This window comes from Cupriavidus sp. CER-90 (assembly GCF_057652055.1).
Genome location: NZ_JBYGYM010000001.1, coordinates 1,537,202 through 1,559,248 on the forward strand (window position 1 = coordinate 1,537,202; position 22,047 = coordinate 1,559,248).

The window sequence follows — 22,047 nt, forward strand, 5'->3', positions numbered from 1 at the left end:
AGCGTCGGCGCATTTCACACTTACGCTATTTGATCGTCTGGTTTCTTCCATTTTCTGATTCTGTTTTGTCGGAAATTGGAAGAGACCATTTTCATTTCGGTTTTCGAAACTAGCTGCCAAACTCGTGCCAGAAGCATCGTGTGATGGCAGTACACGGAATCGCGCGTTCATCGCTGTTTGCAAGCGCGCTGCGAATGCCGATTCCATTCGTGAAATTCAAAGATTTTGCTATTCGGCGCAGGCGTATGCCGCTCTACCATTTTTACAGAAACAGCGACGCACTGATCAGCAGTTCGAATCGCAGTTGTAGCAGGCGCAGAAAATTCACCGAGTCCATCCACTTCCATGTCGCGGTACTTCCAGAACATAAAGCGAAAATTCCAGCGTGCCGCCTGTGCCTTGCCATGGGTGATGTTGTCGGTCGCCGTTCATGCCGAACCGGCGGTGCCAGAGACCGCTGCGGTGTCGCGGCAAAAGGTCGTGGAATTCAGCGTGTTTCCCGCAGGTAGCCCCGCCGCAGACGAGGTCCAGCGCGTGCTGCAAAGCGCGGCATCGCGGTTGGGCGCCGCGCCGGCAACGTTGGCCGAAGTGGATCAGTGGTCCGACAGCCTCACCAACGGCCTGCGCCAAGGCGGGTTTCCGGTTGGCCAGGTATTGCTGACCGATCAGAACTGGCGCGCAGCCCAGGAGGGCAAGCCCCTGGTGTTCACGGCCTTCCCGGGCCGCATCCATGATGTCCAGATCGAGAACCAGTCGCGCGTCAAGGACGAACGACTGCATCGTCTGATCACCAAAGCATTGTGTGGGGGCGCATCGCTGGACAAGGTGTGTCTGTTGCAGACCAGCCGTCTGGAGCGCGCCACGCAGTTGCTGCAGGACGTGCCCGGCGTGGCGATTGCCGCCGCGCCGCAGTTTTCCCCGGGCGGCGGCCCCGGCGATATCAATGTGCGCTTCAGCATCGCGCAGCGGGGCGATCCGATCACCGGCGATGTCTTTATCGACAACAAGGGTATCGAGTCGACAGGCTTGTACCGTCTCGGGATCACAGCAGCGGCTAACAATTTCTTTGGTTTGGGCGAAGCCTACGCGCTGACCCTGACCGGCACCGAAAAGAAGATGTGGACGGGGTCGCTGACGGGCAGCGTTCCCATCCTCGATGATGGCTTGCGTGTCACGGGCGGCTTTACCCGCCAGCAATACACGATCAATGCCGTGACGCAGGTCGTAGGCGTCGCCAACACCTTGCAGGCGGGGCTGCAATATCCCATTACGCGTGGCCTCGATGCCAATATCTGGGCCGGTGCGTCATATCTCCATAGCCGTACGAATACCGATTACAAGAACCAGTATGTGGCGCACAGCACGTTGAATGCGCTGCGGCTTTCGCTCCAGGCGAACAATGGCGACCGCGCGCAGCAATTGCGCAGTGATATCTGGAGTGGCGAACTGGCGCTGACGGTCGGCCATCAGAGCAACGACGTGCCTTTCTACAATAACGTCACGCAGGTGTCCGGCGTCTACGGAAAATTCACGACGACCGGCTTCGGAAAATACGGGCTGAATCGCAGTGGCGATTTGTTTCTGACCGGCCAGATCAATGGGCAACTGGCCAGCAAGAACCTGGACCCAAGCGAAAAGCTCGGCGTGGGCGGCCCCAATGCGGTCCGTGCCTATCGCGCCGACGAAGGGTCCTTTGACGATGGCGTGGTGCTGAACGCCGGTCTCTATCAACGGATTCCGGTGGCCGCTGGCCACCAGGTGCAGTTCGGCATTTTCTCGGACTTCGCCATCGGCCGCGTCAACCACAACCCCTGGGGCGGCTGGGAATCGACCTATATCGGCATGTCCGACGTCAGCAATCGTCGGATGCTCTCTGGATATGGCCTGGGAATCGACTGGTTGACGCCGATAGGCGCCACGGTTTCCGCATCCGTATCCAAGGCATACGGATTCTCTTCGACGTCTTGGGTAGACCCCGGCAAGAAACCCTTGCAGTACTGGTTATCGGTGACATGGAGCAAATAAATCCGTGACGCGGCTGGCGTGTGTCCGAAAAACCGGAACGATTATCCCTCTACAGGAAAATGATCATGACAAAACCTTCGATCTTCAGCATTAACAAGTTCGAATATCTCTGCTATCGCCGCGAACACGAAAAAGCGGGCCGCGAACTGGTGGCCTTGCTGGGTCGCATCGACAACCATTACGGCATCCTGATGGATATCGACGAATGGGCGCAGTCGGGCGAAGCGCGCGACATCATGGACGACCATCTGCTGACGCGGCTGACGTCGGCCATCAGCAGCCTGGCCACCGACCCGGAATTCCGGATTACCGATCACGGCGGCGCGCTGCTGCTGCAATACCAGCGATGGCTGGCGGCGATGTTTGCGGCCAGCCCCTTCCGCAATGCGGATCATGTCTTGCGCACGCTGGGTCTGGATGAGGAGGCGCGCTATTCGCTGCAGTTGCGGACGTCGGACCTGCGCAAGTTCCAGCTGTTCTATCTGCCCGAGTCCGAAGTCCGGCTCGATTGGGATGCCCTTTGGGAGCACAACAAGGTGGTGACGGCCGGGCTGGCTATGGCCATGATGTCGTCGCGCTTCCTGGCCACGCCTTCGGCCCATGCCAAGCGCGAACTGCTGCTGCGCTGGCTGCCGGAACGTCTGGACCAGATCGACAGCGTCGACATGTTGCCGATGGGCGTGATGCACGATGTCTACATGCATTGCAGCTATGCCGACATCGCGAGCAAGCACGACATCAAGAAGCCCATCAACACCTTGATCCGGCGCAAGCTGGCAACGCTTGGCATGTTCGATATCGAACGCCCCGCCGCCGTGGCCGCCAACGGCAAGCCTGTATTGCTGGTGGTGCTGGAGTGGTTCTCGAAGAACCACTCGATCTACCGCACCCACTCGCAGACCATGGTGGCCATGCGCGACCGCTTCCACCTGGTGGGCATGGGCTACGGCGACCGCGTGGACGACGCGGGCCGGGAGGTTTTCCACGAGTTCATCACGATCGAGGGCAACAGCGTCTGGGACCATGCGCGGCACATTCGTGACACGAGCGAGAAATACCAGGCGCAGGTGATGTACATGCCCAGCGTCGGCATGTTCCCCATCACCATGGTGCTGGGCTGCCTGCGCGTGGCGCCGTTGCAGATGATGGCCCTGGGCCACCCGGCAACGACCCACGGCCATGCGATGGACTACGTGGTGGTGGAAGAAGACTACGTGGGCGACGAATCGTGTTTCAGCGAAAAATTGCTGAAACTGCCATCCGATGGCATGCCGTACCGGCCGCCCGCCGCCATGCTGGAACTTGAGTTGCCGACGAAGACGCCGTCAACGTCCGACGTGGTCAAGATTGCCGTCGCGGGCACCACGATCAAGCTCAATCCCGGCTTCCTTGAAACCTGCGCGACGATTGCACGCGAGTCCAAGGTGCCTGTGCAGTTCCACTTCCTGGTGGGTCAGGCCAGCGGGCTGGTCTTCCCGCAGGTGCGCAACCTGGTGCGGCGCATCGTCGGTGAAGACGCTGTGGTGTACAAGCACCAGAACTATCACAGCTACATGAAGGTGATTGCAGATTGCGACATGTTCTTGAACCCGTTCCCGTTTGGTAACACCAATGGCATTGTTGACACAGTCTGGGCCGGTCTGGTCGGGGTGTGCAAGACCGGCCGGGAAGTCCACGAACATATCGACGAAGGGATGTTCCATCGGCTCGGTTTTCCGGAGTGGACCATCGCCAAAACGAAGGAAGCGTATGTCGATGCGGCGCTGCGCATGATCGAAGACAAGGAAGAGCGTGATGCACTGACCGCGAAACTGGCAGGCCCGCAGGCGATCGAGAAGCTGATCTTCAAGGGCCGGCCGGAGATCCTTGGCGAACGGATCGAGGAAATCTGGAGCCAGAAGCTGCCCGCCGGCGAGGCGCAAGCATCATGAACCCGTCGATCAAGGCGGTCCTGCGCCGGGCGCATGACCCGTGTTTCGTTCAGCACTACTTTGCCGGTGTCGGCCTCGATATCGGCGTTCGCGAATCGGACCTGGCCGCAAGCAGCAGCCTGTTCCCGCGGGTGGTGCGCGTGGTGCCGTGGCACGGCGATGTCGCTGCGGTGCCCGGCGTCGAAGAGCGCGCGTTCGATTTCGTCCATGCCGGCCAATGTCTGCAGAACGTGGCCAATCCGACAAAAACCGTGGCGCGCTGGCTGGACCTGGTGAAGCCCGGTGGCTATCTGGTGCTGACCGTCCCCGACGAGGATCTGGAGGAACAGGGCAAGTGGCCAAGCCAGATCGATCCGTCGCGGCGCGCCAGCTTTACGGTCTGCAAGCCGGCCAGTGCACTGCCGGCGTCGGTCAATATGCTCGATGTGGTGCGGTCGGTCTCGGTGGTGGCAGGCTGCGAGCGCATCGCCGTGGTCCGCGATCACCATGTCGAAAACAGTGGCACGGGCGGATCGCTGGCCGAGCGGGCGATTGAAGTCGTGCTGCGCAAGCGGCAGGTGCCCACACCCGATGAATTCTTCCTGGTGGCCGGACGCGCCCAGAACGCGGAAGCCTGCCTGCGCGAGTGCCTGGGCGCGGTGCGGACCTATCCCTATCGTTTCGACGTCACGCAACGGGCGGCGATGATGCTGCAGCGATGGCAGCTCGACGACGAGGTGGAGTCACTGTGGGAGCAGGCCGTCGAACGGCTGCCCGACGAATGGAATCCGAAGCTGTACCAGTTCCTGTTCATGATTTCGCGCGGAAAGATCCACGAGGGCTTCGCGCTGCGCGCCGAGCGCGTCCGGGGCTGGCCATGGCAACGCCGCACCACGGCTGAGCCGCCGAAGCACATCGCGGAATGGACGGGCCAGCCGCTGCTGGGCAAGTCCATCGTGATCTGGAGCGAGTTCGGACTTGGCGACGAGATCTTCTTCCTGCGTTTTGCGCGGATGCTGCGCGATCAGTCCGGTGCGGCAACGGTAACAGTGGTGTGCCAGACGCCGCTGGTGGCGCTGTTCGCGGCATCGGGCGAGGCCGATGCCGTGGTGGCGGTCGACCAGACGGCCACGTTGCCGGCGCATGACTACTGGGTCTATCCGCACGACATCCCGGCCTTCTTGCCGGTGGAGCTCGACGTCCTGCCCGATTCGGTGCCTTACCTGCGCATACCGCCCGGCTTGCCGAAGTTCGACCTCGCGGGCCGGGGCGGCGCGCTCAAGGTCGGCATCGCGTTCAAGGGGGCGCCCAATCACGAGAACGACAGGTTCCGGTCGTTGCCGTCGCTCTCGGTGCTCGATCCGCTGTTTGCCCATCGCGACATCGAGTTCTACAGCCTGCAGAAAGGCCAGGGCGCCGACGAGGCCGCGGCCTGGGCAGCGCGCCTGCCCAACTTCCACGATGTCGGCGCCACGCTGCAAAGCATGATGGACACGGCCCGGGCCATCGACGCGCTGGACGTCGTGCTGACCGTGGACACTTCGGTTGCCCACGTTGCCGGCGCGATGGGCAAGCCGGTGTGGCTGCTGCTGCCCGCCTATGCGGACTGGCGCTGGCACCTGGTGCGCGAGGATAGCCCGTGGTATCCCACGATGCGGCTGTTCCGGAATCAGGGTGCGGGTAGCTGGAGCGAGGTGGTGACGCGCGTCAACGGCCATCTGCTTGGGCTGGCTGCCGCGCACGCGGAAGCGTCCGGCGAGCCATCAAGCGAGCCATCGGGCGAGCTGTCTGATCAGGAGTGAATCATGAAGCATCCAGTGGATCGACTGTTCGGCGGCATCTTCCTGGCCGTGATCGTGACGGTGGTGGTGATGGTGCTGCTTGCCACGCTGCCGCTGGAAGATCTGGGTATCGGCCGGATCGCGCATGTGCTGGCGGGGGTGGGGATCGCCGCGTGCATCGTCTTTCCGCGCCCGCTGCTCAAGCGCACCGTATGGCACGGCCGGGACCCGTTCGTGCTCGACGATGAACTCGACAACATGCTGATCGGCCGCGGCATTGGCGTGGTATGCGGTGCGGCGGCAGGGGTATTCGTACTGGCGCAGTGGACGTGATCGGGCCAGCGCCGGCCGGCATCGTTGAATCGCCAATTCGCTGCCTCAACGATTCCCCTCACCGATAGCCAGCCGAAATTGAAAAGGCGCCGGATACACTCCGGCGCCTTTTTCTCATTCGCGCAATCGGCGGTCGATCAGTGCTTGCCGGTCGGCTCGGGCATGGCCGACGAATGGTGGTGGGCAATCAGCCATTTGCCGTCCTTCCACTCGTAGACATAGGTGTACCGGGCATGGACCGTCTTGCCGTCGGCGAAGCGGAACGTGTAGTTGCCCACGTCCTGCGCCACGTTGCAGCCGATCCGGATGAAGCGGTCGTCGATCGAGCCCTGCGGCTTGCCCTTCAGGAACTTGACGAAGTAGTCCTTGATGCCGGCCGGGGTGTTGCGGGCCTGGTTCGACACAGTCGGCAGCAACACGCCATCGGGTGCGTAGTTGGCCACCACCTTGTCCGGGTCACCGGTGCGCAGCGCGTCATTCCAGCGATCGAACAGGCCGGCGATCTGCTGCTCGGTTGCGGGCGCGCACGCCGGGGCGGTGGTTTGCGCGGTGGCGGGCATCGAAGCAAACAGAACGCCTGCGGCGACGGTGATAAGAGAAGCGGCACCCACGTATTTCATCGAAGTTTCCTGTGTTCAGAGTCGTCATCGCACCCTGCGGTGCGGCGCCGGTGAATCGGCACAGGGTTATTCTCGGGCGCCAACGTTAACCGCAGCCGGCGTGTTCGATGAAGCGATGCTGACGAAAAGATGAATGGAAGATGAACAGAGTGTCGCAGTGGTGTTGCAATGTGCGCTCGCTTTGATCAGGGCGTGTCGTCGATCCGGTAGCCCAGGCCGCGCACGGTCTTCAGCAACGGCAGCGCGTGGCCATCGTCGATCTTGCCGCGCAGGCGGCGCACGTAGACATCGACGATATTGGTCAGCGGGTCTTCGTTGGCGCCCCAGACGTTCGACAAGATGCGCTCGCGGCTGAAGACCCGCCCCGGGGCGCTCATCAGCAGCTCCAGGAAGGCCAGTTCCTTGGCCGTCAGCGCGATGGCATTGCCGCCGCGCAAGACCTGCATGCGTTCGCGGTCCAGGACTAGGTCGGCCACCTGCAACTGCTGCGCCTTGGGTTGCTGTTCCCGGCCGCGTCGGAGCAGTGCCTCGATGCGTGCCAGCAGTTCCTCGAACGCGAACGGCTTGGTCAGGTAGTCGTCGGCGCCCAGCCGCAGGCCCGCCACGCGGTCGCCCACATCGCTGAGCGAGGTCAGTATCAGGATCGGCACGTGATTGCGCTCGGCGCGCAACGTCTGGCACAGCTCCAGGCCGTTGATGCCGGGCAGCATCAGATCGAGCAGCAACAGCGCGGCATCGCCCCGGCGCGCCATGTCCAGGCCCTCGGGGCCGGTGCGGGCCAGCTGGACGAGGTAGCCCTCGGCGCGCAGGCCGCGCACCAGGAAATCCGCCACGCGGGCGTCGTCTTCAATGACCAGGATGTTCATGGCTTGCGGTGGCGTGGGCGGTGACGGCGGGTTGGGGGCCGCCGGGGATGTCGATGCATGCACGCGTGCCGTGCGGGTCGACCTGGGCCAGCGTGAGGTTGCCGTGATGGGCCTGGACAATGGCCTGCGCGATCGACAGCCCGATGCCGGTGCCGTCGGCGCGATGTGCCCGCGCACGCCGGCCCCGCACGAAACGCTCGAAGACCAGCGCCAGTTCGTCCGCATCGATGCCGATGCCATGGTCTTCCACTTCGATACGCACGCCGGCCGGCACCACCTGACAGCGCAGATACACGGTGCTGCCACGGGGCGAATAGCGAATCGCGTTATCCAGCAGGATCACGATGGCCTGGCGCAGCCGGTCGGCATCGGCCATGACCGTGACGCCGCCGGCCGCTTCGGGCCATTGCAATGCGATGCGCACGTCGTGCTCGGCGCCCAGCGCATCGGCAAAGTCGGCGGCGTCCTGCAGCAGCGGCAGCAGGGCCACGCGTTGCGGCTGCATCACCAGTTGGTCAGCCTCGGCACGGGCAATCAGTAGCAGATCATTGATATGCCCGGTCAGCTGCTCGGCGGCGCCGACGATCTGCTGCAAGGCATGGCGATATTCCTGCGCCGGCTTTTCGCCGCCCCGCAGCGCGATCTCAGCCTCGCCCCGGATGGCCGTGGTGGGCGTGCGCAATTCATGCCCCAGGTCGGCAAACAGTTGCCGGCGGCGCTGGTCGATGCGCTGGAGGGTTTCATGCGCGGAACTCAGTTCGGCCGTACGGGCCTGCACGGCGTCTTCCAGACGGCGTCGTGCGGCATCGGCATCGCTACGATGCTGTTGCAGTTCGGCAGCCATGGCGTTGAAGCCCTCGGCCACACGCTCGAATTCGTCGCCCGAACGGATCGGCAGCCGGTAGTCGAGCGCACCGGCCCGCAGCGCGCCCACGCCTTCGAGCAACTGGTCCAGCGGGCGCTTGAGCCGGCGCCCCAGCTGCCAGGCCAGCACGATGGCGGCCAGCAGCGTGACGGCCGCCATGCCGAAGGCCTGGGCGCGCACGCGGTCCAGGCCGCGCTCGGTGGCAGCGCGCGCCAAGGGCACGGCGGCGCGCTGACGATCAATCGCGCCATATAGCAATTCTCTTAAATCGCGGCCGCGCGCCTTGTCGAAGACGTCGTTCAGCTCCCGCCATACCCCGGCGAAGTCGGCGTCGCGCGGCAAAGGCTGCAACGCCACCAGGCGCTTTTCCACGGCGACGATGTTGTCGCCGAGCAGGTCGGTCATGCTGGACAGCGCGTTGACTTCGGGCGGGATCGGTACACCGTCGAGCGCGGAGATCTCGTTCCACAGCACGATGTCGCGCTGCGCAAGTTCCTGCAGCCGGGCGGCGCCCCGCTTCATGGTGTCCAGCAGCCGGTCGCGCACTTCGGGCGCGGCATCGGCATTCATCAGCCGCTGCGATGCCCACACGCGCAGCCGCTGCTTGTTGGCGGACAGGTCCAGCAGTTCGGACAGGATGTCGCTGGCCAGCCGGCTGTGCTGCGCGTAGTCATTGACGCGATTGGCGCCCCAGTAGACAAAGCCGGCCTGGATGCAGACCAGCGCCACGAGCAGGGCAAAGGCGATAGAAAGGCGAAAGCGGAACATGGCAGATTCTTGAGTTGCGCGCGGCGTTGCGCCGCGCGGCCGGGGTTTCGCATAGACCGTGCGACGCCGCCGGCCGTTCCGCTTCGCCGTGTGGCATCGGCGTCAGACTTCTCTGGTCAGCGCCTTGAAGTCGATCCACTGGTCGAACTGCTCGTTGGTAACGTGGCCCGAATCGATGGCCGCTTCCCGCAGCGACAGGTTCTTCTTGACCGCGAGCTTGGCGATCTCGGCAGCCTTGTCGTAGCCGATATGCGGGTTCAGCGCCGTCACCGACATCAGCGACCGTTCCAGCAGTTCCTGGATGCGGGCACGGTCGGGTTCCACGCCTTCCACCATGTGCTCGGCGAAACTGGCGGCCGCATCGGCCAGCAATGTCACAGACTGCAACAAGCTGTAGATGATGACCGGCTTGTAGGCGTTCAGCTCCAGCGTGCCCAGGCTGTTGGCCAGCGTCACCGTGGTGTGGTTGCCGATCACGCGGCAACAGACCATCGCCAGCGCCTCGGCCTGGGTCGGATTGACCTTGCCGGGCATGATCGACGAACCCGGCTCGTTGGCGGGCAACTGCAACTCGGCAAATCCCGCGCGCGGACCCGAGCCCAGCAGCATGAAGTCGCGGGCAATCTTCAGGAACGACGACGCGGTGGTATTGAGCGCGCCCGACAGGTCAACCAGCGCATCGTGCGCGGCCTGCAGCGCATAGCGGTTCGGCGCCGGTTCGAACGGCAGGCCGGTGTAGCCGGCCAGCGCCCGCGCGAACGCGGCAGCGAAGCCTTGCGGCGAATTCAGGCCCGTTCCGACGGCCGTGCCGCCCTGCGGCACCGGCATCGCGCGCAGCATGGCCTGCTGCAGGCGCGACTGGGCATCGGCCACCTGCGTCATGTAGCCGGAAAATTCCTGGCCCAGCGTCAGCGGCACCGCGTCCTGCAGATGGGTGCGGCCGACCTTGACGATATCGGCGAAGGCTTCCACCTTCTTTGCGAAGGTTTGTTGCAGTTTCTCCAGCGACGGCAACAGTGTCTGCTGGATGGCACGCGTGGCGGCGATATGCATCGCCGTCGGAAAACTGTCGTTCGACGACTGGCTGGCGTTGACGTGGTCGTTCGGATGCACCGGCTTCTTGCTGCCGACCTCGCCGCCTAGCATCTGGATGGCGCGATTCGAGATGACCTCGTTAAGGTTCATGTTGGTCTGCGTGCCGGAACCGGTCTGCCAGACCACCAGCGGGAACTCGTCGGGCCATTTGCCGGCGATCACTTCCTCGGCGGCCTTTTCGATGGCGTCGGCCACCTCGGGCTTCAGTACGCCCAGTTCGCGGTTGGCGCGCGCGGCGCACAGTTTCAGGACCGCGAATGCCTCGATCAGCGCGGGCGGCATCTTTTCACTGCCGATGCGGAAATTCTGACGCGACCTTTCGGTCTGCGCACCCCAGAGATGATCGGCGGGGACGGCAACGTCTCCCAGGCTGTCTTTCTCGATGCGGGTGGCGGTGGACTTCTCGGACATGGACTGACTCCTTCAGGAAAGAGATCACAGCTGAATCTGAGCAGACCTAAAGGATAGCCGTCCGGTGGCATATGCGCCGCATGGCCCTGCCGCCGGCGTGTGCTTGTGCGCGCGGCCGGCGGCGGTTGCCTGGCGAAATGCCCGCGTCGATCCGGCGTCACTATCAAGGGGCCGGCAACGCGGGCGACGGGGTCAGGCGGTCATCTTCAGGCACATTTCCATACAGGCGGCACACGCCTTGGCACATTCCTGGCAGTGCCAATGGTCATGGCGCTCGCATTCCTCGGCGCACCACTTGCACACTTCGGCGCAGTCTTCGCACACCAGTGGCGCGAATTCGCTGTTGCGCAGCATGTATGACGCAGCCAGGTTGGCAATGCCTGCGCAATCCATGTCCAGGGCGATGCAGCGGGTCATTTTCTTCGTGTCGGGCTCTTCCAGGCACGCGGCGGCGCATTTCAGGCAGGCCGCCGCGGCGGCATTGCACGCGGCGATGCAGTCGGCGTAACGGTTGAAGTTTTCCTTCACGTTGGGTCGAATCATCGGTGTCCTCCTAAGGGGGGTAAGGGGTAGGCAACCGTTATCCACAATAGCAGGCGTACCGCGACCATGCCGGCACGCCGGGCCGGCACGCCCCGCTGATGGCCCCGTTGCCGGACTGTTCTACAATGGCCGCCACTGCATTGTTTCTGTGGCGTTCAGGGTCGGCCATGCAAATGGCGGATGACCGACGAAGCGCGCAGAAGGCAGTGATTGACACAATCCGCCAGTGGAAAGGACAGCATCATGGGTGACGCAAAACGGCGGGGTACGCCCGAGGAACGGGCACAACAGGCACGGGCACGCATCGACGCGCTGCGGCCTGCACAGCTGGTCTGCGGATCTTGCAAGACCGCATTCACGAATTTCGATGCCATTCCCGCGCCGGGCCTGCACGGCATCGACGCCGTGTTCGGCGGCCAGTGCCCGAACTGCGGCAACGACGTGGTGGTGTTCAAGGGCGAATCGAAGGCGGTGGCCGAAGCCATGCTGGCCTACGAGCGGATGATGGGCGAAAACGCCAAGCTCGGTTACCAGTCGGCGGACGGCCGCCACGTGCCGTTCGACGCCGACGCTCCGCTGGCATCGGACGCTTCCGACGAGTCGACCAAGCATTGACGACGCGCCGGCCCGGCCACAAGGGCGGCTTTCAGCGCCGAAAGTCGTCAGTGGCCCGCGCCGGCCGCCGCCCACCGGTCACGCTTGCATCGCCAGCAGTGCCTCGGGGCCGATTTCATAGCGGCCCCGGCCGGCCGCCTTGGCGCGATACAGCAGCACATCGGCCATGCGCATCAGGGCATCCTCGCTAAGCGGCTCGCCCCGGTACAAGGCCACGCCGATGCTGACGTCCACGTCGGTCACCACCCCATCGAAATAGAACTGCCGGCCCACCGATTCCAGGATGGCCTCGGCCACGCGCCGCGCCGCCAGCGGGGATTCGATGTCCGCCAGGATCACCGCGAATTCGTCGCCGCCCAGCCGGGCCACGGGGTCCTGGTGGCGCACGCAGCGGCGCAGCCGCAGGGCAAACGATTGCAGCAGCAGGTCGCCCGTGGCATGGCCGTGGATGTCGTTGACGGCCTTGAAGCGGTCCATGTCCAGGTAGAGCAGCGCCATCAGGCGATCCTCATTTCGGGAAAGGGCCATGGCATCGCGCAGATGCGCCTCGAACGCACTGCGATTCTGCAATTGGGTCAGGTGATCGGTACGCGACAGATGCGATAGCCGCTGGGTCTCCAGCTTGCGCTGCGTGATGTCCAGCACGTGGATATGCACGCCCACCACCTGCTTGCCGTCCTCGCTCCATTCGGGCCGATAGGTGGTTTCCATCCAGTGGTGGCGCGGAAACTCGTACTCGCCCTCGAAACTGACCACGCTGCCCGCCAGCGCCTGCTGCAGGTAGGGGCGGGCGCGCAGATAGCGTTCCTCGCCCAGCAGTTCGCGCACGGTCATGCCGCGGATCTGCTCGACGGACAGGCCGAACGCCCGTTCATAGGCCGCGTTGTTGAAAACGTAGTGCTCGTCGTTGTCGATGAATGCCAGCAGCGCGGGCAGGGTATCGGTCACGGCGCGCAACCGGCGTTCGCTGCGCGCCAGCTGCTGCCCGCGCTGCCGCACGTCCTGCATCAGGCGGATAAAGGCACGCGTGACGTCGCCGATCTCGTCGCGCTGGGGCCGCTGCGGCAGGCGCTCGAAGGCGTCCACGTCGCTGGCGCTGTCGCGCACCACCTGGTGCAGCCGCGACAACGGCGTCAGCAGCCGGCGCACCGCCAGCCAGATCAGCAGGGCCACCACGGCCAGCACGATGCCCGACATCATCAGAAAGCGCCGCTGCAACTGCCGCAGCGGGGCGTAGGCCTCGTGCGCGGGCAGCACGGCCACCAGCTCCCAGCCGGTGGTGGCCATCAGCCGCCGGGCGATCACGGGGCGCGTGGGGGTCAGGAATTCCAGTGGCGCGGCCGTGTCGTCGACCCCGCAGGTATTGCCGGCGGCGCTGGCGGGCTGGTGGGCCTGCGCGGGGTCGGGATGTTGGATGTACACCGGTGCCGCGCCGGCCGACACCAGGCAGTAGAAGCCGGTGATCCCCAGCCGGCTGTGGCCGATTTCGACCAGAAAATTCGGATGCCCGAGGTTGAGCCAGCCGGCCACCAGGCCCAGGAAGGCGCCCGATGGCGACAGGATCGGCACCGCCAGCAGCGCGCCCATCGAGCCGTCGATACGCGCCCGCAACGGGGCGGCCACGACCACGTTCCGGGTACGGGCGGCTTCGCGGAAGTAGGTGCGGTCGCTGATGTCGGCCGGGGCGGCCCCGCTCATGCTGAGCAGGGTGCCGCTGGCGTCGGCCACCAGCACGGAATCGAATGCCTCGGGCACCGGCACCGTGCGTGTCACCACATCCTTGACCCGGTTGCGCAGCGCGTCGGGCGACATGCCATGCGCGGCCGCCAGCGGCGCGCTCAGCTGCGGCGCCAGGTGGGTCAGCATCACGATGCGGTCTTCCATGGCCGTGTCCAGCTGGTCGACCGACAGCTTGACGATCGAGTCTTGCTGGTTCTGCAGCACATCCTCGAGGTCGCGGTGTGCGTAGAAGAGCGAACCGAGCACGATGCCGCTGCCCAGCACGGCTGCAAGCACCGTGGTGATCAGCGCAATGCGCGCCTTGAGCGATGGCAAAAATCGAGGCATGGGTCCAAATACGACGCCGGCACGGCAATGCGGGATGTCAGAGGTCAGGGCGGCTCAAGGGCCACGGCGTCCGAAAGGCCTTTCGTCGCGCCGGGACATCCAGTGCAAGGGTACGACAAGGCAGCCGAACGGTATCACGGCACACCCGTTTGGTTCAGCCCGGGCAATCCGGGGTTTGACAATCGCGTGACAGCGACCCAGCCCCCGCCTGGCGCCGCCCGCGCGCATGTGTGTGTGGCGCCACTGTGCGGGCGCATGGGGGCAGGTTATAGTGCGGCGATCCATGTTACGTAATGTATGCCCGGCCCTGGCGTGCCGGGCGATACCTGAATCGCCGCCCGATCCTGCCCCGCCCATCCATTCATGAAATTGCGCCTGCTGTCTCCTGTCCTGCTCTCGCTGCTGGTTACCGCAGGGGGGGCGCTGCTGACGGCCGGAGCCTGGCGCCTGGCCACGGGCCTGGAGCGCCGGGTGGCCGAACAGGATGTGGGCGCCATGCTGGGCCGCACCGCCGATGCGCTGACCGACCGCTTGCAGGAAAACGAACGCCTGCTGCGCGGGGCCGCCGCCCTGATGGCCGCCAATGGCCACACCACGCGGGCGCAGTGGCGCAACTACCTTTATTCGGCACAACTCGACGAACTGCCGACGGGCACCCAGTCGATCGGTTACGCACCGCTCGTGCCCCAGGCACAACTGGCCGGCGTCGTGGCCGGGGCCCATGCCGATGGCGTGAGCGACTTCGAGGTCTATCCGCCGGGCGAGCGGGCGCAGTACGCCCCCATTCTGTTCAACGAGCCGCCCAGCGGCCGCAACGCCAGGGCGCTGGGCTTTGACCTGCTCACCGACCCGGCGCGCCGCGCGGCGCTGGAAGCCGCGCGCGACAGCGGCCAGCCCAGACTGACCGAAGGCCTGGCCCTGATCCGCGAGGTGGAAGCGCAGGCGCCGCAGCGCGGTGCGTTGCTCTATGCGCCGGTGTTCCCGGCCGGGGTACCGTCAGCCACCGCCGCCGAACGGCGCGATGCGCTGTCCGGCGTGGTGTACGTCTCGCTGCGGCTGGGCGACCTGATGCGCGGCGTGAGCGGCGGCGTGTCGGGCGATCTGGTGCTGACGCTGTTCGAAGGGCCTGCGGCTGCCGCCGGCACCTTGCTGTCAGGCGGTGTGCCCGAGGCCGAACGCCGCGACGACCACCGCAAGCCGATGATCGAGGCCGACCGGCAGATCGAATTCGGCGGCCGCACCTGGACGCTGCGCGCCGCCACGCGGCCCGGCTTCGAAGCCGCGCACGCCGGCCGCTATGGCATGCGCGTGCTGGTGCTGGGCGCGCTGGCCACCTGGCTGATGGCATGGCTGGCGTTCCGGCTGGCACGGGAGCGGCGCGATGCCCGCCGGCAGGCCTCGCTGGCCGGACAGGCGGGCAGCGCGGTGGCCGCCGGCCTGCGCGAAAGCCTGGCCCGTGCCGAACAGAGCGCGGCCACCGCCAGCCTGCGCTACGCGCGGCTGATGGATCACGCGCCATTCTGCGTCATCACGTTCGATGCCTACGGCATGATCACGGGCATCAACCGGGCCGGGCAGCGCATGCTCTGGTACGCCGAGACCGAGCTCGTTGGCCGCATGCCCTACGCCAGCCTGCACGATGCCGACGAGGTGGCCGCGCACGCGCGCGAACTGTCGGACGAGATCGGCGAAACGGTCGAGCCGGGGCTGCCGGCGCTGGTGGCCAAGGCCCGGCTGGGCGTGACCGACGGCCGCGACTGGACATACCTGCGCAAGGGCGGATCGCGGTTGCCCGTGCATCTGACGGTGACGGCGCTGGCCGACGGCAGCACCGAAGGCGGCTTCCTGGTGATCGCCCATGACCTGACCGAACGCCGGCGCGTGGACGAATACATCCGGCATCTGGCCCAGCACGATGCGCTGACCGGGCTGCCCAATCGTACCGAGCTGAACGCACGTACCGAAACGGTGCTGGCCGACGCGCGCCGTCACGGCCATCGCGTGGCGCTGCTGCTGCTGGACCTGGACCACTTCAAGCACATCAACGAAACGCTGGGGCATCCGGTGGGCGACGACGTGCTGCGCACCATCGCCGACCGCATCCGCGGCGCCGTGCGGCCGCGCGACGTGGTGGCCCGCATGGGTGGGGACGAGTTCGCCGTGGTGCTGGGCGGCCTGCGCCACGACAGCGAAGCCGAACTGGCGGCGGCCAAGATCCTGGCGCGGGTGTCGGAAGACCTGCAGATCGCGGGCCAGTCGCTGCGTGTGACGCCGTCGCTGGGCATGGCCGTCTATCCCGACGACGGCGACACGCTGACCAACCTGATGAAGTCGGCCGATTCGGCGATGTACGCCGCCAAGCAGGACGGCCGCGCGCAATTGCGTCGATTTGCCACGGAGATGGCGCAGGCATCGCTGGCCCGCTTCACGATCGAGGCGCTGCTGCGCCGTGCGCTGGCCGAGCAGGAGTTCCGGCTGCGCTACCAGCCGATCGTCGATGTCGCCACGCTTGCCGTGGTGGGCGTGGAAGCCCTGATCGCCTGGGAAACGCCCGAGCGCGGGCCGATGCGCCCCGCCGAGTTCATCCCCGTTGCCGAGCAGTGCGGCCTGATCGGCGCGCTGGGCGCGTGGACGCTGGCCACGGCCTGCCGCGAGATCCAGTCGCTGCGGCAAGAGCTGGGGCTCGACATCGACGTGGCCGTCAACATCTCGCCGCTGCAACTGCGGCAGGCGAATTTTCCGGAAACCGTGGCGCAGTGCCTGCAAGCCGCCGATCTGCCGGCGGCCAGCCTGACGATCGAGGTCACCGAAGGCATCCTGGTGGACGGTGGCGAAAAGACGATCGAGACGTTCCGCCGTGTGCGGCAGCTTGGCGTCGGTGTGTCGATCGACGACTTCGGCACCGGCTATTCGGGCCTGGGCTACCTGACGCGCCTGCCGATCAGCAAGCTGAAGATCGACAAGTCCTTTGTCGATGACCTGGCCATGCCGGGGCACGACCGCGCCGTGGCGGCCGCCATCATCGCGCTGGGCCATCAGCTGCACCTGCAGGTGGTGGCGGAGGGTGTCGAGTCAAAGGCGCAGTTCGAATTCCTGCGCGGCGAAGGCTGCGATGCGGTGCAGGGCTTCCTGTTCTGCCAGCCCGTGGGGCTCGATGCGCTGCGCCAGATCCTGCTGGGCGGAAAAGGGTTTGCCGACGCGGCGTGAGCGGCGCGTCATACGAAGATGTACGCAGAAACGGGTACGCCCCGCCAAAAAAGAAACCCGGCTCGCGCATGGCGCGCAACGCCGGGTTGTCGGTGAGAGCGGGGGCGCTCAGGTATTCGTGGTGACCACGGCCGGTTCTCCGACCCCTGTGGGATTGTGCAGGCGCCGGTACAGGTCGTCGATGCGCGACCGGCTGCTCGCGAGTTCTTCGCGGCCCTGCTCGGTCAGCAGGTAGACGCGCCCGATGCCATCGCGCAGGACGCTTTCAAGATAGCCTTCCATCTGCAGCGCACGCAGCAGAGGTCGTACCGTGCCGATGTCCACCTGGAATCCGTATTCCATGAGCATTTCTGCAAGCATGGCCACGGTGGCGGGCACCTCCATGGCGAATTGCATGACGTAGACGCGGGCTAGCAAGCCGAGGAACTGTCGTTTCATGTGGCAGGCAACGCAAAAGCCGGGGTGGCGGTTGACGCGGGAATGCAACGTGAAGGAAGCGCCCCATCCCCTTGCACGCTCCGTAGTCGTTACGATACGTGATTCTCGACGCCAGAAAAAAAAGAAGCCGCCAGGGTTGCCTGGCGGCTTGTCGGGAATGCGTCGGAGGGGTCAATTAACTCTGGCGCAGGGCAGATTTTAATGGAACTGAATACGCGATGTCACGCCCTGTGGTAGTGACCCCTACCACCGGGGGGTGATTCCGTAAGGCTTTCGAAAGCGATATTGCGGCGAAGGCGCAACAAACGACGCTGTTGCCCCATTTTTGGGCGTGATTGGGTTAGTTTTTCGCCCCTTCGGCCGTACGCGCGCTCGGGGCGCATGTCCGCTTCCAGCCAGCCAGGCGCGTGGATTTGCGCTGAAATGGCCGTCATGGATGTGCGCCCGTATCGCATGGAAGCGCTGTAAAGTGCAGCATTTGTCGCATTACTGCAACGGTTTGCTGTCCTTGAACCCAATCATTGCCTGAATCGAACTGATGAAGCCTGCCGATCTGTTTCGCCTCCTGCTGCTCTCCGCCATCTGGGGCGCCAGCTTCCTGTTTATCCGGATTGCCGCGCCGGTCCTGGGGCCGCTGCCGACGGCGTTCTTCCGGGTGCTGATTGGTGCCATCACGCTGGCGGCCTGTCTGCCCATGCTGGGCCTGAAATGGAACATGCAAGGCAAGTGGCCAGCGGTCGTCATGCTGGGCGTCATCAATTCGGGCATCCCGTTCGTGATGTATTCGGTGGCCGCGTTGTGGCTGCCGGCTGGCTATTCGGCCATTTTCAACGCCATGACTCCGCTGATGGGGGTGGTGATCGGCGCGCTGTTCTTTGCCGAGAAGCTGACGCGCGCCAAGGCGGCGGGGGTGCTGCTGGGGCTGGCCGGCGTGGCGGTGTTGACGCGCACGGGTCCGGTGGTGTTCTCGCACGATGTGTTGCTGGGCGCGCTGGCCTGCCTGGTGGCGACGTCGTGTTACGGGCTGGCCGGATTTCTGACGCGTCGTTGGATCACCGCGCGCGGCGGGCTGGACAGCCGGCTTGTGGCGGGCGGCAGTCTGGTCGGTGCCACGCTGTTCCTGTTGCCCTTCAGCGCGGCGGCGTTGATCCGCGACAACACGCTGCCGGCGGCCGGCCTCGGCGTGTGGGTCGGCATGCTCGGACTGGGCATGTTCTGCACCGCCATTGCCTACGTGCTGTATTTCAGGCTGATCGCCGATCTTGGCCCGGTGCGGTCGCTGACCGTCACGTTCCTGATTCCGCCGTTCGGCATCGTGTGGGGCTGGATGTTCCTGGGCGAGACGCTGTCGTGGGCGCATGCGGCCGGCATGCTGCTGATCGGCGGGGCGGTCTGGCTGGTGCTGCGGCCCGCCACGCCGGCCCCAGCGCCGGCGGTGGCGCGGTCATGATGTCACGCGGGGCGATAGCCGGCGCTCAGCGGCGGTAATCGCCGCGATCATCGCCGCGATAGTGGTCCGGGCCCCGGCCATGGTCGTGCCAGGCGTGATATTCGCGGCGGTCGTACCAGCGGCGGCCGTCCCAGTAGCGGTCGTTATGCCAGCCGATCACCATGGCGGGCGCCGGTGCAACGACGACCGGCGGTGCCGGGCGATAGACCACCGGCGGCGGGGGCGGCGGCGCCACATAGACGCGCTGGGGCTGCACATAGACCGGGGCTGGCGCCACGACGACCGGCGCCGGCGCAACGGGCACGCCGACATTCACATCGACATCGACGCGCGCCATGGCGGCAGTGGAAGTGGCCAGCGCGGCGGCGCCGGCAACGAGGAGGGAGAGATACAGGGGGCGCTTGTTCATCGTGATCACCATGTGGGTAAGGTGCTATGGCTCCACTCTACCCATCTGGCGTATTACCGATTGCACGCCTTTGTAACGGCACTTCGTGTTTGTGTAAGAAACGTCCGCGTTACTTCCGGAGGATGCCGGTGGCCGTCGCGGCATCTGACTGCTGGCAGGCCGGGCACAGGCCATAGAGCACGAGCATGTGCTCGCGCAGCACGAAGTCGTTCTGCGCCGCCACCTGCTGTTGGCGTGCCTCGATGCCTTCGTCGCTGAATTCCTCCACCACGCCGCAGGCGATGCAGATCAGGTGGTCGTGATGGCCGCCCTCGTTGAGTTCGAACACGGCATGGTCCGACTCGAAGCTGTGACGCAGCAGGATATTGGCCTGCACCAGCTGGTTGAGCACGCGGTAGACGGTGGACAGGCCGGCATCGACATCGAGGTCGAGCAGGATCCGGTAGACGTCTTCCGCACTCAGGTGGCGGCGGTCGCTATTGCGGAACGCTTCCAGCACGTGCATGCGCGGCGACGTGGCTTTCAGGCCCGCGCGCTTGAGAGGTACGGCTTCGGAGTTCACTGTGGAAGTAGTCATGCGGCGGCTCGCGCCCCACTGGGACGCACGGTTAATACTCCAGGCGGTGGATCCAAGGCGGAAAGCTGGGGCCGGCGCTTTTGGCCGGCCAACCTTCCGCCAGATCGTGGCGGAAGCAGGCGGGAAGCGTCGGGATCGACCACGTTGCATCGGTCCGGACGGCGCGCTGTGCCTGCGTGGCGCGCGGAATAAAAAGGTGGCCTGGCTTGCTGCAGGATGACGCGATCGGGAAAACGGGGTCTGGATGTTTTCCCGATCTTCCTGGAGCTGGCTACTACCAAACGCTCCGTGTGTCGGAGCGGTCCCCACAAAAGACGGTATCGGGCGCCGTATCGATCCATCGCTACCACGCCCAGCAATCTGTTCCTGTCCGCCCCGGCGGTGCCGTGCGTCAGACAGTGGTTGAATAGTAAATGGGAATCGATCTCATTTCAAGGAATATTTTTGTCCATGAAGGTGAGTGGGGTTTTGGGTGCCCAGGTCGGCTGGAATCAGCCGCCGGGCGGCTGTACGGCCCTGAACGGCTGCCCAGGAATCTGCGGGATCTCCTGCGGGGTCGGCTGGGGCTCCGCCTGCGGTTGCGGCTGGGGCTGGACGTTTTGTTGCGGAGGCGGGGAAGGCTGCCGCGCTGATGCGTTGGCAGACTGCGGCGGCGACTGGACCGGGGCGGGCATCGGCGTCGCTAACGGGGCTGCCGCGCCAGACGGGGGCGACGCGGGGACATTCCCCGGGCGGCCCGCCGAGGCCGTGCCCTGCAGCGGCAGCGCGATTTCCTGCCGCACGCCATTGCGGTGGATGACGATATGGCGCCCATGGATCTCGGTCAGGCGGATCTCCGAGGACAGCGACGCCCCGGCGCGCACTGCCTTGGGCGGGCCGCCATCGAGCGAGATGATGGCGGCGGATCGGCCAAGGCCATCGAGATCGGCCACGACGCCGATCAACTGGATGTCGCGCACGCCCGGCTGCGCGCTGCCGCCAAACAGCGTGGCGATGGCGCCGGTCTCCACGGCGTCGGTGCGGGCGATGCGCGCGGACTTGGGTACGGGAATGGTTCGCATCGCGCTGAACGTCAGCACCCAATGGGTGACCAGCGCGCAAAGTGCAACAAATAGCACCAGCGAGGCGACGCGTGGCAGCCATTGGGTGGCGGGATCACCGCTGAATCGACGCCGGATCGAAGAGGGCACGCGCGTACGCCAGAGGCGGTTTCCGTGAAGTTGACCAGCGTAGCAGTCGCCCGCGGCGTCCAACGTGCCAGCGCGCACATACAAGGCCTGCGGACAGCGGGGTACCACAGCCCTATCAAGTATCGGGTAATTCGACATGAAGACACGACCGCCATCGGACGCCGTCCGGCATCAAGTCGATGCACTGGACTGGCCGGCCATCCGCCACGACCTGGACGCCTACGGCTGTGCCGTGATGCGGGAACTGGTACCTCCGGCAAAGTGCGACGAACTGGCCGCGCTGTATCGGGACGATGCGCTGTTCCGCTCGCGTATCGACATGCGCCGGCATGGCTTCGGCAGCGGCGAGTACAAGTATTTCTCCTATCCGCTGCCGGACGTCGTGGGGGCCTTTCGCGCCGCGCTGTATCCGCATCTGGCAATCATCGCGAACCGGTGGAACGCGGCCATGGGCATCGACGTCGATTATCCCGCCGGGCACGGCGATTACCTGGCCCGATGCCACCGTGCCGGCCAGCGGCGCCCCACGCCGCTGCTACTGCGCTACGAGGCCGGCGATTACAACTGTCTGCATCAGGACCTGTACGGCGACAACGTGTTTCCGTTGCAAGTGGCCATTTTGCTATCGGAGCCGGGCAAGGATTTCACGGGCGGCGAATTCGTGATGACCGAGCAGCGCCCGCGCATGCAGTCCCGCGCCGAGGTGGTGGCGCTGGGCAAGGGCGACGCCGTGGTGTTTGCCGTGCACCAGCGGCCGGTGCAAGGCACGCGGGGGACGTACCGGGTCACGCTGCGTCACGGCGTCAGCCGGCTGCGTAGCGGTCATCGGCAGACACTGGGAATCATTTTCCACGACGCCAACTGAAATCAGGCCGGC

18 protein-coding genes are annotated in these 22,047 nt (G+C 65.4%); 8 read left to right on the forward strand and 10 right to left on the reverse strand.

The annotated features are described in order from the left end of the window. Positions 1-345: 345 nt before the first annotated feature. Genes AC24R4_RS06890 through AC24R4_RS06905 form a run of 4 tightly spaced genes read left to right on the forward strand, consistent with a single transcriptional unit; the run spans position 346 to position 6,049 of the window. Positions 346-2,025 carry a ShlB/FhaC/HecB family hemolysin secretion/activation protein gene (locus AC24R4_RS06890; protein ID WP_487522561.1) on the forward strand — a complete coding sequence of 560 codons (1,680 nt, stop codon included), beginning with the start codon at positions 346-348 and terminating at the stop codon, positions 2,023-2,025. Positions 2,026-2,084: 59 nt separating this feature from the next. Beyond that, on the forward strand, positions 2,085-3,956 hold the full coding sequence (locus AC24R4_RS06895; protein WP_487522562.1) for a peptide transporter: 1,872 nt from the start codon (positions 2,085-2,087) through the stop codon (positions 3,954-3,956). Further along, entirely contained in the window at positions 3,953-5,737 is a 1,785-nt protein-coding gene (locus AC24R4_RS06900) for a methyltransferase domain-containing protein (RefSeq protein ID WP_487522563.1), read from the forward strand. Before AC24R4_RS06895 ends, AC24R4_RS06900 begins: the two co-directional genes overlap by 4 nt. Positions 5,738-5,740: 3 nt before the next feature. After that, a complete protein-coding gene (locus AC24R4_RS06905; protein WP_487522564.1) occupies positions 5,741-6,049 on the forward strand; it encodes a hypothetical protein in 309 nt (102 codons plus the stop codon). A 137-nt stretch (positions 6,050-6,186) separates the two neighbouring features. On the opposite strand, the gene AC24R4_RS06910 is transcribed toward AC24R4_RS06905, so the two are convergent. From AC24R4_RS06910 to AC24R4_RS06930, 5 genes are all read right to left on the reverse strand, one after another. Next, positions 6,187-6,669, reverse strand: a complete 483-nt coding sequence (locus tag AC24R4_RS06910) for an SgcJ/EcaC family oxidoreductase (protein WP_487522565.1) — start codon at positions 6,667-6,669, stop codon at positions 6,187-6,189. Positions 6,670-6,854: 185 nt separating this feature from the next. Continuing rightward, positions 6,855-7,535: a response regulator transcription factor gene (locus AC24R4_RS06915; protein WP_487522566.1), complete on the reverse strand. Its 681-nt coding sequence runs from the start codon at positions 7,533-7,535 to the stop codon at positions 6,855-6,857. Further along, positions 7,516-9,168 (reverse strand): sensor histidine kinase, encoded by a 1,653-nt coding sequence (locus AC24R4_RS06920; RefSeq protein ID WP_487522567.1) that lies wholly within the window; start codon positions 9,166-9,168, stop codon positions 7,516-7,518. Before AC24R4_RS06920 ends, AC24R4_RS06915 begins: the two co-directional genes overlap by 20 nt. A 102-nt stretch (positions 9,169-9,270) precedes the next feature. Beyond that, positions 9,271-10,674 (reverse strand): class II fumarate hydratase, encoded by a 1,404-nt coding sequence (gene fumC / locus AC24R4_RS06925; protein WP_400395267.1) that lies wholly within the window; start codon positions 10,672-10,674, stop codon positions 9,271-9,273. Positions 10,675-10,866: 192 nt separating this feature from the next. Beyond that, positions 10,867-11,217, reverse strand: coding sequence for a four-helix bundle copper-binding protein (locus AC24R4_RS06930; RefSeq protein ID WP_092597258.1), 351 nt, complete (start codon positions 11,215-11,217; stop codon positions 10,867-10,869). Between the two features lie 243 nt (positions 11,218-11,460). Between AC24R4_RS06930 and AC24R4_RS06935 the strand changes: the two genes are divergently transcribed. Then, the gene (locus tag AC24R4_RS06935) at positions 11,461-11,832 is read left to right on the forward strand and encodes a hypothetical protein (RefSeq protein WP_092597255.1); all 372 of its coding nucleotides are present in this window, start codon (positions 11,461-11,463) and stop codon (positions 11,830-11,832) included. A 78-nt stretch (positions 11,833-11,910) separates the two neighbouring features. Here the strand turns inward: AC24R4_RS06935 and AC24R4_RS06940 are convergent, their stop codons facing one another. Further along, on the reverse strand, positions 11,911-13,899 hold the full coding sequence (locus AC24R4_RS06940) for a sensor domain-containing diguanylate cyclase (RefSeq protein WP_400395270.1): 1,989 nt from the start codon (positions 13,897-13,899) through the stop codon (positions 11,911-11,913). Between the two features lie 363 nt (positions 13,900-14,262). On the opposite strand from AC24R4_RS06940, the gene AC24R4_RS06945 reads away from it, so the two are divergent. Beyond that, positions 14,263-17,106 carry a bifunctional diguanylate cyclase/phosphodiesterase gene (locus tag AC24R4_RS06945; RefSeq protein WP_487522568.1) on the forward strand — a complete coding sequence of 948 codons (2,844 nt, stop codon included), beginning with the start codon at positions 14,263-14,265 and terminating at the stop codon, positions 17,104-17,106. Positions 17,107-17,214: 108 nt separating this feature from the next. Here AC24R4_RS06945 and AC24R4_RS06950 read toward each other — a convergent pair whose 3' ends face one another. Further along, on the reverse strand, positions 17,215-17,544 hold the full coding sequence (locus AC24R4_RS06950) for a PadR family transcriptional regulator (protein ID WP_049816016.1): 330 nt from the start codon (positions 17,542-17,544) through the stop codon (positions 17,215-17,217). A 538-nt stretch (positions 17,545-18,082) separates the two neighbouring features. Between AC24R4_RS06950 and AC24R4_RS06955 the strand changes: the two genes are divergently transcribed. Beyond that, on the forward strand, positions 18,083-18,994 hold the full coding sequence (locus AC24R4_RS06955; protein WP_400396417.1) for a DMT family transporter: 912 nt from the start codon (positions 18,083-18,085) through the stop codon (positions 18,992-18,994). A 25-nt stretch (positions 18,995-19,019) separates the two neighbouring features. Here AC24R4_RS06955 and AC24R4_RS06960 read toward each other — a convergent pair whose 3' ends face one another. The 3 genes from AC24R4_RS06960 to AC24R4_RS06970 all read right to left on the reverse strand — a co-directional run bounded on the left by AC24R4_RS06960 (position 19,020) and on the right by AC24R4_RS06970 (position 21,170). Beyond that, the gene (locus AC24R4_RS06960) at positions 19,020-19,403 is read right to left on the reverse strand and encodes a hypothetical protein (RefSeq protein ID WP_400396414.1); all 384 of its coding nucleotides are present in this window, start codon (positions 19,401-19,403) and stop codon (positions 19,020-19,022) included. Positions 19,404-19,512: 109 nt separating this feature from the next. Continuing rightward, complete coding sequence (gene fur / locus AC24R4_RS06965; RefSeq protein ID WP_400396411.1) at positions 19,513-19,980, reverse strand: ferric iron uptake transcriptional regulator; 468 nt, start codon at positions 19,978-19,980, stop codon at positions 19,513-19,515. Between the two features lie 491 nt (positions 19,981-20,471). Next, entirely contained in the window at positions 20,472-21,170 is a 699-nt protein-coding gene (locus AC24R4_RS06970) for a type II secretion system protein N (RefSeq protein ID WP_487522569.1), read from the reverse strand. Positions 21,171-21,306: 136 nt separating this feature from the next. On the opposite strand from AC24R4_RS06970, the gene AC24R4_RS06975 reads away from it, so the two are divergent. Continuing rightward, the gene (locus tag AC24R4_RS06975; RefSeq protein ID WP_487522570.1) at positions 21,307-22,035 is read left to right on the forward strand and encodes a 2OG-Fe(II) oxygenase; all 729 of its coding nucleotides are present in this window, start codon (positions 21,307-21,309) and stop codon (positions 22,033-22,035) included. Positions 22,036-22,047 lie beyond the last annotated feature (12 nt).

What these genes read in the sequence shown, in the direction of transcription:
- AC24R4_RS06920 (WP_487522567.1), bottom strand. Translation starts at nt 9,168, where the DNA reads ATGTTCCGCTTTCGCCTTTCTATCGCCTTTGCCCTGCTCGTGGCGCTG.
- AC24R4_RS06975 (WP_487522570.1), top strand. Translation starts at nt 21,307, where the DNA reads ATGAAGACACGACCGCCATCGGACGCCGTCCGGCATCAAGTCGATGCA.
- AC24R4_RS06910 (WP_487522565.1), bottom strand. Translation starts at nt 6,669, where the DNA reads ATGAAATACGTGGGTGCCGCTTCTCTTATCACCGTCGCCGCAGGCGTT.
- AC24R4_RS06935 (WP_092597255.1), top strand. Translation starts at nt 11,461, where the DNA reads ATGGGTGACGCAAAACGGCGGGGTACGCCCGAGGAACGGGCACAACAG.
- AC24R4_RS06945 (WP_487522568.1), top strand. Translation starts at nt 14,263, where the DNA reads ATGAAATTGCGCCTGCTGTCTCCTGTCCTGCTCTCGCTGCTGGTTACC.
- AC24R4_RS06950 (WP_049816016.1), bottom strand. Translation starts at nt 17,544, where the DNA reads ATGAAACGACAGTTCCTCGGCTTGCTAGCCCGCGTCTACGTCATGCAA.
- AC24R4_RS06960 (WP_400396414.1), bottom strand. Translation starts at nt 19,403, where the DNA reads ATGAACAAGCGCCCCCTGTATCTCTCCCTCCTCGTTGCCGGCGCCGCC.
- AC24R4_RS06900 (WP_487522563.1), top strand. Translation starts at nt 3,953, where the DNA reads ATGAACCCGTCGATCAAGGCGGTCCTGCGCCGGGCGCATGACCCGTGT.
- AC24R4_RS06895 (WP_487522562.1), top strand. Translation starts at nt 2,085, where the DNA reads ATGATCATGACAAAACCTTCGATCTTCAGCATTAACAAGTTCGAATAT.
- AC24R4_RS06930 (WP_092597258.1), bottom strand. Translation starts at nt 11,217, where the DNA reads ATGATTCGACCCAACGTGAAGGAAAACTTCAACCGTTACGCCGACTGC.
- AC24R4_RS06905 (WP_487522564.1), top strand. Translation starts at nt 5,741, where the DNA reads ATGAAGCATCCAGTGGATCGACTGTTCGGCGGCATCTTCCTGGCCGTG.
- AC24R4_RS06890 (WP_487522561.1), top strand. Translation starts at nt 346, where the DNA reads ATGTCGCGGTACTTCCAGAACATAAAGCGAAAATTCCAGCGTGCCGCC.
- AC24R4_RS06955 (WP_400396417.1), top strand. Translation starts at nt 18,083, where the DNA reads ATGAAGCCTGCCGATCTGTTTCGCCTCCTGCTGCTCTCCGCCATCTGG.
- fur (WP_400396411.1), bottom strand. Translation starts at nt 19,980, where the DNA reads ATGACTACTTCCACAGTGAACTCCGAAGCCGTACCTCTCAAGCGCGCG.
- AC24R4_RS06915 (WP_487522566.1), bottom strand. Translation starts at nt 7,535, where the DNA reads ATGAACATCCTGGTCATTGAAGACGACGCCCGCGTGGCGGATTTCCTG.
- fumC (WP_400395267.1), bottom strand. Translation starts at nt 10,674, where the DNA reads ATGTCCGAGAAGTCCACCGCCACCCGCATCGAGAAAGACAGCCTGGGA.
- AC24R4_RS06940 (WP_400395270.1), bottom strand. Translation starts at nt 13,899, where the DNA reads ATGCCTCGATTTTTGCCATCGCTCAAGGCGCGCATTGCGCTGATCACC.